Here is a 12,742-nt window from a genome sequence, read left to right as displayed (position 1 = left end):
TTGATATTAATGATATACGACCATATTGAGACCTCTGGAATTTTTCCCGGAGGTCTGTTCTACTTTATGGAGAAATTTAGTTCTTTTTGGAAGGGAGGGAGAGAACTATGTCGAATATTTGATAAAAGAGTCTCGTTTTATCATATTTTCTAACATAGTGAATTGTTTTCTTGGGATTTTATTGGAGGTAATTATGAAATTTGAAAAAGCCTACTGTGAAGAGATAAATCGATGTATAGATCCATATGAAGCCAGAGATTTATATTTTAGCAATGATTCTAATTACTATATGAGAAAGCTTACTTTTCTTTGTCCTAGCGAACATTGTAGAGTACCATTACTTCAAGTTGCAATTTATAGAAAAGAAAAGACCAAAGCCAAAATTCATTTTAGAACTAAAAGTCTTACTAATCATATTTTTTCGCCAAAAAAGTGTGATTATTATTATGATGTAGACCAAGATTTTACCAATGAAGTAAATGCTAAAAAGTCAAATCATAAGAAAAAAAGCGTGTTACCTTCTGAGTTTTTGCTCATAAAACCAACTCAACTCATGAAAAGTCTTCGAAGTGTTGAGAATACGATGAATACTAATAATAACACTATAAATAAAGTTACACGATCTAAAAGTATTGGTTCAACTACTAAAGGAGTTTCAAATGTAAAAACTCATTATTTTGAACATATAATTGATTGTTATGAAAACAATGATCCAAATACGTTAAAAACTCAGACTCTTACTATAAATGGGAAAGAGAAATCGTATTATTCATTTTTTAAAAAGTGTGAATATTTCTCAGATGAAGAAGGACTTATTTATTGGGGAGAGGTTACGAAATTAAAGAAATACGGAAAAAATTATAGGATTAGATTCAAGAAGAAAGCTTGGATTAATGAAAAGGGCTTAGAGATAACCATATATCTTAACTCTGATTTGATTCAATCATACAACAAGAAAAATCAACTACTTGAAGTGCTCGAAAAACTCACAACATTTAATGGAGAAATAAGATGTTATTTTGTGGGGGTATATCCTAATATTAAAAAAATATCTGACAAAGGTAATGATTTTGAAGCTGTTAGTGTAAAAATTGAAAATTTGGATCATTTAGTTTTTAGGTTTGATAGCGTAGTGGAAGAGTAATTGATTTATAAGTTTTATTATACAAGGAGGTTATTTTATGAGTATTACAATTTTTGATGATGTTATCGATGTTGCAGTTATTGGACTAACTAACTCCGGTAAATCTACATTCATTGCATCAATGATTGATCGAAATAAGTTCGGAGATTTGATTGGGAAATTACATCAGAATGATGGAGGATTAACTAAGGTAACGACATTTTACGAACTTTCGGATTGTAAACAGACTGTAGTAAGTGAGGTGGTCTTTGATTTGGGGCAGATCACTCATGGTATTATCAACAATGATATAGAAGGTATGAACCAAAAATTGAACAGTAATGATTATAAATATTTCAAAATTGAACCAGTTATTGCTTCTGAGGATGGATACTTCAATAAATCTTTAGAAGAAAATTTGAATAAGATTGCTGATAAAATTAAGAATGATATTAAATTTGCTATCTCCATTATAAATCACTCAAAGGCTGATAAATTAGTGAGATATATTAAGCTACGCGTACCTGCATCTGAAAAGGTTCTTGATAGTATGCACAAACATGGTTTTAAATCTGTTGTTTTACGTGATACTCGCGGGTTTTTAGATGCTAAGTTAGATGAAATTGAAAAGAAAACTCCTAGTTTAGCGGAGACAGGTTTAGATGGTATTCAAGCCTGTATTTTGATGAATGGACAGGATTCACCTATGCCTAATTTGGGTAGGGATATTTATGGGGAATTTGTTAAATCGATTTTTGAGGCAGTTCCTACATTTATTATTGAACGAAGCGGAAAACTTGCAGGCAAGTTGGAAGACTGCGAAGATAACGGTATCAATGTTAGTACAGAAGTTTACAATGGTCTTGTTAAGAATAAGAAAGTTTCAAGTCTAAATTTCAATGAGGTACATAAGTTCCTTTATTCACTGGATATTATTAATGAGGAAGGGAATGCTTCGAACCAGCTTATCAAGGCCCATAAAAGAGAACTGCTCCTTCCAGAAGTAAGTGTTTTAAAAGAAAAAGAAGTTGATTATGATAAAGCTGAATATCATATTTATGAGTTTTGTTCTATGGAGGTATTCGACAGATTGTTGAGTAGTCTTTCTGATTTCAGAACTCTCCTCAATAAAATTGTATTGTTTTTCGATGACAAAATTAAGCTGAATGATATTCATGATAAATTTTTTAATTCGTTTTATGAAAGTCTGTTCTCACGTATAATTATGGAATATTATGATTATCATTTAAACCTAGATCGTATTGTACGTCCAGTAACTAAGGGCTTTTCAAAAGATAATCTCTTGAATAATTTAGTACATGGACAACTACTTGGTGCAAAAGATGGCATTACCTCTCGTTCAGAAGATGGGTCATATACTTACGGTGCAACTGGTGTATTTGCAGTTACAGCTTGGAAAACAATTAATACGCTTATAGTTGATCTTTGTGAATCTCAAGACATTATAAATTCAATTAAAAAATATGCTGAAATGCCAGATGATATAGACATACTGAACACATATACACTTGAGATTCAGCAATGTTTAAAGTATGTACTACAGAATTCTTTTACAGATGTATGGGCTAATTTTGGTGGGTATTCAATCATTAATCGTTACTTAGCAGTGAAAGCTATTGAAAATTCAAATGCTAAATGGAAGAACGAATATTCTGTAAAATATGGAGAAGATACTTTAAATAATGTTTATTTAACCAAAGTAAGGGATTATATGAATAAAAAAATATCAAATTATAGATTTGATAATTGGGATTATGTTAGGTTTTCTCAACTTTATCAAATTTTTTATAATACAATTGATGAATTTTTTGGCTGTGTTTCAAATAATCATGATTATGTTGATAAAAATAGCCCAACTGAAATATACAGTTAATGTTCTTAAATTAATTAACTTTTAAAAGGTAACTCCGAGTCAATGGAGTTGCCTTTTTTCTACCTCTGCTACTTTTCCTCTCATTTGAGTAAACTAAGTATCTCATTGATGAAATGATTGAGAGGGAAGCTTTTAGCATGTATAAAGCGTACATCAAGAATTGAACAGTTAAGGAAGTAGCATATTTGAATTTTTTTGATAATAGAACTTTCCAAAAATAATTCCTACTTGACAGGTGGTATTAATTGGTTTAATCTAGCCACAAGCCATCATTCAGTCATTCATTTAATGAACTTTCATTATCTTAACTTTAAACTATAAGTCAGCCGATTGGTCCACCAAAGGCTCCTGTTTACTCCAATTTCGTTGTGACAACGGAAGGGTAGACGGGGGCCTTTTACGTTTATTCGTGGGTTGCCATGAATGGAAATGGACTGACAGACAAGGACGAAGACCATGAGAGAGGAGCGACATGGAAGAGAGGAACTGGGCTTTACTGGAGGAAGCGGATTGGCTTTTCCGCAGAGTAGTACGCAGATTTGTTAGAGAGCGTGACAAAATTTCGGTAGAAGGCATTTCACTGCCCGGCTTACTGATCTTAAACACGATTCATCGCACAGGAGCGCAAAGACTTGGCGAACTTGCGAACCAGCTCGATTTCACATCCGGGGCGGTAACAGCAGTATGTGACAAACTGGAGGCTGCCGGATTTGCGGTCAGAAGGCGAAGCAAGATTGACCGGAGAGCGATCGTTCTGGACATTACGGATACGGGAAGAGAGATGTTGGAGCGCAACGAACACATCGGCGGATACATGATCGATACGTTATTTGGTTCTTTTTCACAGGAGGAGCTTAGAGAATTAATCTGTTTATTTGAACGGCTGAATGAACATCTGGATGGGTTCGCGGAAGCTGTACTTGACCAATCCCAATCCTCTTTAGGGACAGGGGACACAAATGTTCAGACAGCTAATAAAGACAGAACCAAACGCTCGAATAAATATATTTCTTACTAAAAAATCAAATGGGAGAGGGAGTAGGGAAATATGGGACATCCAACGATTTATCCAACCGGTACGACGGTTTACAATCCGCAGAAGGCTTGGAACGGCTACACGATTTATCAGGCTGCAGAAACAGGGGCGCTCTTGATTGATATGAATGGCCGAGAGGTTCGCTTATGGAAAGGTTTGCGAGGATTCCCGAACAAGCTGTTTCCTGGAGGTTATGTTCTTGGCAGTACATCCGAACGCGATCCGAAATACGGATTCCAGGATGAGACTAATCTGGTGCAAGTGGATTGGGACGGCAACATTGTCTGGAAATTTGATCGGTATGAGTACATAGAGGATCCGGGTCACCCGGCTCAATGGATGGCTCGTCAGCATCATGATTATCAGCGGGAAGGCAACCCCGTTGGCTATTATGTTCCAGGGCAAGACCCAAAAGTGGATTCCGGCAATACCTTGATCCTCGCTCACAAAAATGTGAACCGTCCCGAGATATCCGATATTGAACTGCTGGATGACACGATTATCGAAGTCGATTGGGAGGGCAACGTCATCTGGGAATGGGCTGTTAGTGATCATTTTGAGGAGCTGGGCTTCGATGAAGATGCCAAGCTGGCGATATCTCGCGACCCGAACACTCGGGGCTTCGGTGCGCATGCCGGCGACTGGATGCACATCAATTCGGCATCGGTACTCGGACCTAATAAGTTCTATGATGTGGGGGATGAACGCTTCCACCCTGATAATATTATCTGGGATGCACGAGAAAGCAACATTATAGCCATAACCGACAAGAGAACGGACAAAATCGTCTGGAAGCTGGGACCCGACTACTCTACAGAAGAAACGAAGCATATCGGCTGGATTATTGGACAGCATCATGCTCATCTGATTCCGCAGGGTCTGCCGGGTGAAGGCAATATTCTGATCTTTGACAATGGAGGCTGGGGCGGTTATGGACGGCCAAACCCGGAATCGGTGGATGGGCTAAAAATAGCGCGACGTGACCATTCCCGTATCCTGGAGATTAATCCTGTTACGTTGGAGATTGAATGGCAGTACACTCCAACGGAAGCTGGTTTCCAGGCTCCGCTTGATTCCTACCGATTTTACAGCCCCTATATCAGCTCGGCTCAGCGTCTGCCCAATGGAAATACCTTGATCACGGAAGGGGCTGACGGCAGGATCTTCGAGGTCACGCGAGAATTCGAGCTGGTATGGGAATATATCTCACCGTACAAGAACAGTCGCAATTCTAACATGGTTTATCGTGCTTATCGGGTTCCCTATGAATGGGTGCCTCAGCTTGAATTGCCTGTGGAAACGGAAATAACTCCAATCGATGTTGCTGACTTCCGTCTTCCTGGTGCTGCCCCTAGGGGTGCCATAACCACCGTGGAAGTGGAGGGTACGATCTCTTATGGCGAGGGAGCTCTATGCGTAGCCAGAAGTGATGAAACTGCCCAGAAAGAGGGTAGATCACAATGAGCAAACAGCGGAAGACGCAATGGATAGCCATTATACTAAGTTCTATTCTTGCAATCAGCGTTATCAGCGGATGCGGTACTGCTACTGGTAAGGATAAAGAGGGCAAACTTAAGCTGAAAATAGCCGATATTTCTACGAATACCGTTTTTCGCGTAGCGAAGAGTAAAGGGTTCTTCAACAAGCATGGGATTGATGCCGAGCTTGTAAATTTTGCTACGCCGGCTGAAGGCGTTAATTCATTGTTTATCAAGCAGGTGGACGTTGCCTTTGGTGCGGACTTTCCGCTTCTGAATGCTGTCAGTAAAGGCGACTATACCATCTTCGCTTCATCTGGAACAGCCACGGATCTAAGTGCCAGCGAATGGAAGCTGTTCGTCCGTAAAGAAATCGGAAGTGCCGCGGATCTTAAAGGCAAGAAGCTGAGTTTCTCCAGAGGGACTTTCATTCCTTATTTATGGGATGTTTATCTAGCCGAGAATGGGGTTGCACTGTCGGATGTGGAGCTCATCGGACAGGGGGGGTTCGATGAGGCTTACGTGGCGCTCAAGAAAGGTGAAATCGATGCAGCATGGGTATACGGTGCTGTGCTGAACGAGAAGTTTGGCGCGCTATCCGAAGCCAAAGAGTTATCGGATATGTCCAAGACGCCTGTTCGTCTTGGCACAGGATTGATTGCATCGAATGATATCATCAGCAGCAATCAGAAAGGCTTTGTAAACCTTTTGAAAGCACTGGATGAAGCGTCTGCTTATGCACAGACCCATCCCGAGGAGACGGCTGACTTGATGTATGAAGAAGTGAAGCAGCCAAGAGAGGCGACTTTGAAGGATTTGCCGAAGAATCCATGGAACCTCGGTTTTACGGAGCAAGCATACGCTGGCTTGCAAGGGCAGAAGGAGTATATGGTCGCAAACGGCATTATCGAGAAAGACTTCGAATTGAACGACAAATTGAACCTCGATTTGGTACGGGAGGCTTTTCCTGATCGCGTAATAAACCTGAAGTAAGGAGATGATCGTCATGAGAGCAGCATCAAGACAGAATGAAATCCATATCGAACGGTTGGATAAAAGCTATGCACAGCACGCTGCAGCGGGTGATTTGCATTATATTATTCAGGACGTCAACCTGGTTGTGAAAGGCGGGGAGTTCTTTGTTCTGCTGGGCCCAAGCGGTTGCGGGAAGTCGACGCTGCTTAGTATGATTGCTGGCTTCGTCTCCAAAACATCGGGTCAGGTTAAAGTGGGAGAGAAGGAGGTGGAACGGCCGGGTCAAGACCGCGCTGTCGTTTTTCAGCAGGCTGACTCCTCCTTGTTTCCTTGGCTCACCGTTAGGGAGAACGTGGAGTTTGGTCTCCGCATGAAACGCGTACCCGCCGCACAGAGAAAGGAAATCTCCGACCAATATATTGCGCTTGTAAGTCTGGCGGGACATGAAAGCAAATATCCTCGCGAGCTGTCAGGCGGCATGAAACAACGGGTGCAGCTGGCACGGGTATTATCTAATGATCCGGCAATTTTGCTCATGGATGAACCGTTTGGCGCACTAGATGCTATGACGAGAAGGACAATGCAGCGGGAGTTAGTGCGCATATGGCAGAATACAGACAAGACGATCATCTTCGTCACGCACGATATTCAAGAGGCGCTTCTGCTCGGAGGACGCATTGGCATTATGTCAGCGGGACCTTCCTCGAAGATTACGGATATTTACGAAGTGCCGCTGGCTTACCCTCGGGATCTAGCCGATCCAAGCTTTCATGCGCTGTATAATGTAATCCAATCCCATTTTGGTGAGTAGAAAGGAGGGAGGCCCATTGAACATTCCACTTAAAAAATGGTCGCTTCACTTGCTGTTATGGATCGCAGGGTTTGGCCTCTGGCAAGTTTTATCGCTTGCCTATGGCCCCGAAATCCTTCCAGGACCCATCTATACCGCAAGGGGCGGTTACGAATTGTTGATGGACGGTACCCTGCTCCAATACATAGGGATCAGTTCGTACCGGGTGCTGCTCGGCTGGACGCTTGGCAGCTTGATCGCGATCCCCGTTGGAATCGTTATCGGAAAGGTAGGGCCCATCCGTTCCTTTGCAGAACCGTTCCTAAATTTCATTAGATTCATTCCCCCCATTGCGTTCATCACCCTGTTTCTGGTTTGGTTTGGCATCGGAGAAACGTCAAAGATTATGCTGATTCTTTATGCAACCTTCTTCATCGTGGTGCTGAATACATTGACTGGCATCATGTCCGTGGAAGAGGATAAAATCCGTTCCGCTCGCAGCATGGGTGCATCGGAGTGGCAGATCGTCATCCATGTCATGATCCCTGCAACCGTGCCCTACATCTTTACCGGCATCCGGCTTGCTATGGGAACCTCGTTCATGGCGATTATTGGAGCAGAGATGATTGCATCCAATGAAGGCGTAGGGTACCTGATCTGGAATTCTCGTCTGTTCTTCCGCACTGATTGGATTTTTATCGGATTAATCTGCCTCGGGTTAATGGGATTCCTAACGGACCGTGCGGTTGGACTGCTCGGACGCAAGCTGTTGTCCCGGTATGGTGTGGTCAGCACGAATTCACTGCGTCGTTGAGTATGTTACATGTGAATACGAAGCAGCACCCTTCCTAATAGGGTGCTGCTTCTCATATTTACATGCCTCACTCGTTAATTGGAATAATGAATCACCATACTTAACCGATTCATGGATTTACCCATATTGCGATAACTGTGAGGCTTATCCGCCTTAAACCGAATGGATTTACCCTCATTTACCAAATATTCCTCGCTATCAATACAAATGGTGATCTCTCCTTCAAAGACGGTAATAAACTCCTCCGTCCCCTCGATATGCGACTCTGCACTGATATAACCATCATGGTCCATCTCTAATGTGTACATCTCGAAACGTCGCCCGTCCTCGAATGGGAAATAAGGATAGATTCTTACCTTTCCATTATCCTCAATCAAGGCTTGTACCTCTTCACGAGAAACAACGATGGTATCAGAATGAGGTTCTTGGATCAATGAAGTAAATGAAAGCTTCAACCCATTCGCGATTTTCCATACGGTCGTTATGGAAGGACTTGATTCTCCGCGTTCAATCTGCCCCAGCATCGTCTTGCTGATGCCAGTCATTTCCGCCAATTTATCCAAGCTCAGTTTTCTTTGCTCCCGCAGCTTCTTCAGATTATCTGCTAATATTTCATTAATGGACTTCATAAGAATTCACTTCCTATTTTTATATTGTGCGTTATAACGCACATGATGTATAATTAAAATGTACAGACGCTATAGCGTACATTTATATTCACTATAACATACATTAATGAAGGGAGTCATATCGTGTTTATCATTCCGTTGTTGACCTATGCAATCGTCTCTTCCTTTACGCCGGGTCCCAACAATATAATTTCAATGACCAATGCACGAAGCCAAGGTGTAAGAAAAACGATGCGCTTTATTGGAGGTGTGGCAGCCGGCTGTATGGTCATCATGTTGCTGTGGAGTTATTTCAATCTGGTACTTAAACCTTTCATCCCCAAGATCAACTTTATGATGAATATCCTCGGATGCCTGTATATGATCTATCTTGCCATAAAAATAATGCGAAGCAAGCCGCAAGACGCAGAGAGAAGAGATGTTGCGCTATGTACTTTTACCTTCGGATTTATCTTTCAGTTCATGAATCCGAAGGTGATATTATACGGGATTACGGCGATCTCATCCTTTGTCATGCCGATTTCCACATCCCCTATACAGTTGCTGTTTTACTCGCTGGGGCTCACGATCATTGGTATTTGCGCCAATATGACCTGGGCGTTATTCGGTTCATTATTCAAAAATTGGTTATCTCGGTATGAGCGCCCGTTTAATCTGGTCATGGGTTTACTTCTGATCTACAGTGCAGTTTCTATTTTTACCGCGAACTGATATTCTCGCTTTATCATCGTCATTATGAAGCTTCGCTTAATAAACAAGGCTTCCCAGGGTGTTTGCCCGGAAAGCCTTGTTTGTGTTACTCAAATATGCTTGCGATTTGCTCTTTGAGCTTATTGGCCGATGCGTGGAAACGCGTCAATTCCTCATCATTCAGCTCCAAGTTAAGAACTTCCCTCACCCCTGTACGATCAACCACACAAGGCACGCCCAAGTATACGTCGGACACACCATGGTAGTCAGTTAACAGCGTAGATACGTTCAGTACAGAGCTTTCATTCAGCAGGATGGAAGCGATGATCCGGTCAAGGGCTAACGCAATGGCATAGGAAGTTGCACCTTTGGCGTTAATAATCTCATAGGCTGCATTCTTTGTGCGGTCAAAAATATCCGTTCGCTCGTCATCTGTAAGATCGATTCCGATTCCCGCGATGTTGGCAACACTCCACAACGGCAGCTCGGAATCGCCGTGCTCCCCAATGATATGGGCGTGGATGCTGCGAGGGTTAATGCCTTTGTTCTGACCGATCAAATATCGGAAACGAGCGCTGTCCAGCAGTGTGCCTGATCCGATAACCCGATTTACAGGGAAGCCGCTTTTCTTCAAAGTGACATAGGATAAAATATCCACCGGGTTCGTTGCCACCAGAATAATGCCATGATCGTTATACTTTACGATGTTTTGAATAATGTCTTCAAAAATAGCTGTATTCCGTTTCAATAAATCAATTCGCGTTTCACCGGGTCTTTGGTTGGAGCCTGCGGCAATGACAATGATATCGGCATCTTTGCAATCGCTGTAATCTCCAGCCCACAGCTTGACACCTCCAGCAAAGGGAAGTCCATGATTCATATCCAGAGCTTCGCCCAGAGCTTTATCATGGTTGGTGTCGATTAATACGAGTTCTGATACTCTCTCACGCAAAAATAAGGTATAGGCTGTTGTTGTTCCGACTGCTCCAGCTCCGATGATGACTGCACGGGTCGGCCGCTGCGTTTCATTCTTGATCATACAATGATTCTCTCCCTTGTCGATATGTATTAAAGCTTCTAAATGACTTGCATACCTTATAGAGAAGCTGTCTTTACAGCGTCTTTTGTAAGGTTACATTCATAGCAATGATAACATATCAGGAATATTTAGGCAGTAGATGTGTGAGGATTATCACGGTTTAAATATTTCAGTATAAAACGGACTAAGCCATTTTGACTCTTGCTCACACGTCGACTCGGTTGATATGATGAATCATAAACTTGGTTCGTTGTTCGAATTTTAAGTTTATCGTGATGACCTACTTGAAAAGGAGATATACAATGGCAACCATCGAAGACTTTAGCAAACTGGATATTCGGATCGGGACAGTAGTGGAAGCAGAACCATTTCCGGAAGCACGCGTACCCGCTATCAAGATGAAGATAGATTTTGGACCCCTTGGAATCAAGCGGACGAGCGCTCAGATCACAAAACGTTATGATGCCAAATCCCTTGTGGGAAGCCAAGTAACGGCCATCGTCAACTTTCCTCCCAGACGAATTGCCGGCTATGTATCCGAAGTTCTCGTGCTCGGCGGAGTTCCGGAACAGGGGGATGTTGTACTACTGAAACCGGAGTTCGACCTGCCTGATGGAACACCTATCGCATAATCTGTTCCCTTGAACTGATAGCCACATGCCTATTACATTTACTATTAATTTTTATAATAGATAAACTTCTATGTTGTGCTTGAAAGGTTCTTGTTATGTGAACTGAATGGTTGTAATATGAAGTAAAAAAATAGACAGGTGATGTGATGAGCAGGATTCAATTCTCAGTTCAAGTCCGATTGGTATCTGATCTTACCCGTTCCAAACGATTTTATGAAGAAGTGCTGGGTTGTGAAGTAAATGACGTCTGGGCAGTCCGGGATGATTTTGCGCTCGGATTCAAGCTGATGCAAGCTGCATCGAGCAGTGATATTTAGCCGAATCCCCCAGCCAAGGGTCAAGTTACGCCATGGGATACATACGCCTACGTGGATACACACCAAGAGTTGGATGAATGGTATGAGGAACTGCTCTTCAGAGGAGCTGAGGTCGTACAAGAACCCGAATTAACAGAAGCTGATTGGGGAGTATGGAAGGATTTTGCGATTAAAGATCCGGACAACTATGTCATTGCGTTTGGTAGCGGAAAAAAGGAATAGTGGAAGTGATGGTGACATGGATATAACTCGAATACTTATCAGCAGTGACCCTTCCCTGTTGGATAGGGATGCAATTATCCGTTTTTTGCGACAAAGCTATTGGGCTAACAAGCGATCCGATGGTCTCATTTTGAAATCCCTTGATGGTTCCGTTTGCTTTGGTGCATATTACGATAACCATCAGATCGGCTTTGCCCGTGTCGTTTCTGATGGAGCGACAGTCTATTGGTTATGTGATGTATTCGTGGATGAGGCTTATCGAGCACAAGGAGTTGGCAAGAAACTGATCGAAACGATTACCACCCACAATGATTATCGTAATCTGTTCGGTATATTGGCTACGCGGGATGCCCATGGTTTATACGAGCAATTCGGTTTCGTCCGTGATCATGGCAAAACCTTGACCCGGATGCCTGACTTTCTTCGAAAGGATTAGTTTCCCTATCACCCTGTATATATAAGTCTGATCTGTTAACGAAAGGGGTCAGAAATGATTATATGGATTAACGGCGCGTTCGGTTCCGGTAAGACCCAGGCAGCGTTTGAGCTTCAGCGAAGAATACCGAACTCCTACGTATATGATCCCGAGAATGCAGGTTACTTCATTCGCGATAATGTGCCGCTGGATTCAAAGCGTGATGATTTTCAGCATTATCCGATGTGGAGGGAGTTCAATTACTCCATGTTTAAGTATTTGGATCAGGAATCCGATCAATTGATTCTGGCACCGATGACCATCACGGACGTGGATTATTTCGATGAAATCGTGGGGAACTTAAGACGTGATGGCGTGGTCATACAGCATTTTACGCTATGCGCTTCCAAGGAAGTACTCCTCAGACGTCTGCGCAGCCGAGGAGAAAGTTCCAATTCATGGGGTGCACATCAGATTGACCGCTGTATTCACGGACTCACGAACGAAGTATTCCGGCATCATATCGACACCGATCAACTATCCATTGACCAAGTCGTAGAGACTATCGCGGCTTTGGCACAAGTGGAACTATTGCCGGATCATCGCGGTTCAGCCAAGAAAAAACTGGATCGGATCAAAACCAAATTTTCGCATATTAGATTTTTTAGATAACAATGTAGAGTATTAG

General features: G+C 42.4%; 15 protein-coding genes. 13 read left to right on the top strand and 2 right to left on the bottom strand.

The window, feature by feature from the left end; genetic code table 11:
* Window positions 1-193 precede the first annotated feature (193 nt).
* The 7 genes from AM231_RS11140 (at window position 194) to AM231_RS11110 (ending at window position 8,110) form a co-directional block, all read left to right on the top strand.
* Complete coding sequence (locus tag AM231_RS11140; RefSeq protein ID WP_054402667.1) at window positions 194-1,144, top strand: hypothetical protein; 951 nt, start codon at window positions 194-196, stop codon at window positions 1,142-1,144.
* Between the two features lie 37 nt (window positions 1,145-1,181).
* Window positions 1,182-3,017, top strand: a complete 1,836-nt coding sequence (locus AM231_RS11135; RefSeq protein ID WP_054402666.1) for a hypothetical protein — start codon at window positions 1,182-1,184, stop codon at window positions 3,015-3,017.
* Window positions 3,018-3,489: 472 nt separating this feature from the next.
* On the top strand, window positions 3,490-4,035 hold the full coding sequence (locus tag AM231_RS11130) for a MarR family winged helix-turn-helix transcriptional regulator (protein WP_054402665.1): 546 nt from the start codon (window positions 3,490-3,492) through the stop codon (window positions 4,033-4,035).
* A 30-nt stretch (window positions 4,036-4,065) separates the two neighbouring features.
* Window positions 4,066-5,517 carry an aryl-sulfate sulfotransferase gene (locus AM231_RS11125; RefSeq protein WP_054402664.1) on the top strand — a complete coding sequence of 484 codons (1,452 nt, stop codon included), beginning with the start codon at window positions 4,066-4,068 and terminating at the stop codon, window positions 5,515-5,517.
* Complete coding sequence (locus AM231_RS11120; RefSeq protein ID WP_054402663.1) at window positions 5,514-6,524, top strand: ABC transporter substrate-binding protein; 1,011 nt, start codon at window positions 5,514-5,516, stop codon at window positions 6,522-6,524. The genes AM231_RS11125 and AM231_RS11120 overlap by 4 nt, the downstream gene beginning before the upstream one ends.
* Before the next feature lie 13 nt (window positions 6,525-6,537).
* Window positions 6,538-7,317 (top strand): ABC transporter ATP-binding protein, encoded by a 780-nt coding sequence (locus AM231_RS11115; RefSeq protein ID WP_082341603.1) that lies wholly within the window; start codon window positions 6,538-6,540, stop codon window positions 7,315-7,317.
* Window positions 7,318-7,333: 16 nt separating this feature from the next.
* The gene (locus tag AM231_RS11110; RefSeq protein WP_106406064.1) at window positions 7,334-8,110 is read left to right on the top strand and encodes an ABC transporter permease; all 777 of its coding nucleotides are present in this window, start codon (window positions 7,334-7,336) and stop codon (window positions 8,108-8,110) included.
* 74 nt (window positions 8,111-8,184) lie between these two features.
* Here AM231_RS11110 and AM231_RS11105 read toward each other — a convergent pair whose 3' ends face one another.
* Window positions 8,185-8,739, bottom strand: a complete 555-nt coding sequence (locus AM231_RS11105) for a helix-turn-helix domain-containing protein (RefSeq protein ID WP_054402661.1) — start codon at window positions 8,737-8,739, stop codon at window positions 8,185-8,187.
* 123 nt (window positions 8,740-8,862) lie between these two features.
* On the opposite strand from AM231_RS11105, the gene AM231_RS11100 reads away from it, so the two are divergent.
* Window positions 8,863-9,450 (top strand): LysE family transporter, encoded by a 588-nt coding sequence (locus AM231_RS11100; protein WP_054402660.1) that lies wholly within the window; start codon window positions 8,863-8,865, stop codon window positions 9,448-9,450.
* Between the two features lie 85 nt (window positions 9,451-9,535).
* Here the strand turns inward: AM231_RS11100 and AM231_RS11095 are convergent, their stop codons facing one another.
* On the bottom strand, window positions 9,536-10,468 hold the full coding sequence (locus tag AM231_RS11095) for an L-lactate dehydrogenase (protein ID WP_054402659.1): 933 nt from the start codon (window positions 10,466-10,468) through the stop codon (window positions 9,536-9,538).
* Between the two features lie 302 nt (window positions 10,469-10,770).
* Here AM231_RS11095 and csaA point away from each other — a divergent pair, with 302 nt between their 5' ends.
* The 5 genes from csaA (at window position 10,771) to AM231_RS11075 (ending at window position 12,726) form a co-directional block, all read left to right on the top strand.
* The gene (gene csaA / locus AM231_RS11090) at window positions 10,771-11,100 is read left to right on the top strand and encodes a chaperone CsaA (RefSeq protein WP_054402658.1); all 330 of its coding nucleotides are present in this window, start codon (window positions 10,771-10,773) and stop codon (window positions 11,098-11,100) included.
* A 146-nt stretch (window positions 11,101-11,246) separates the two neighbouring features.
* A complete protein-coding gene (locus tag AM231_RS29935; protein ID WP_242615124.1) occupies window positions 11,247-11,417 on the top strand; it encodes a VOC family protein in 171 nt (56 codons plus the stop codon).
* Window positions 11,418-11,468: 51 nt separating this feature from the next.
* On the top strand, window positions 11,469-11,639 hold the full coding sequence (locus AM231_RS29930; RefSeq protein WP_242615123.1) for a VOC family protein: 171 nt from the start codon (window positions 11,469-11,471) through the stop codon (window positions 11,637-11,639).
* A 16-nt stretch (window positions 11,640-11,655) separates the two neighbouring features.
* The gene (locus AM231_RS11080) at window positions 11,656-12,075 is read left to right on the top strand and encodes a GNAT family N-acetyltransferase (RefSeq protein ID WP_054402657.1); all 420 of its coding nucleotides are present in this window, start codon (window positions 11,656-11,658) and stop codon (window positions 12,073-12,075) included.
* Window positions 12,076-12,129: 54 nt separating this feature from the next.
* Window positions 12,130-12,726, top strand: a complete 597-nt coding sequence (locus AM231_RS11075) for an AAA family ATPase (protein WP_054402656.1) — start codon at window positions 12,130-12,132, stop codon at window positions 12,724-12,726.
* Window positions 12,727-12,742 lie beyond the last annotated feature (16 nt).

Origin of the sequence: Paenibacillus solani (assembly GCF_001277345.1) — a bacterium.
GTDB lineage: Bacteria > Bacillota > Bacilli > Paenibacillales > Paenibacillaceae > Paenibacillus_AQ > Paenibacillus_AQ solani.
This window is presented reverse-complemented; position numbering and strand designations above follow the sequence as displayed.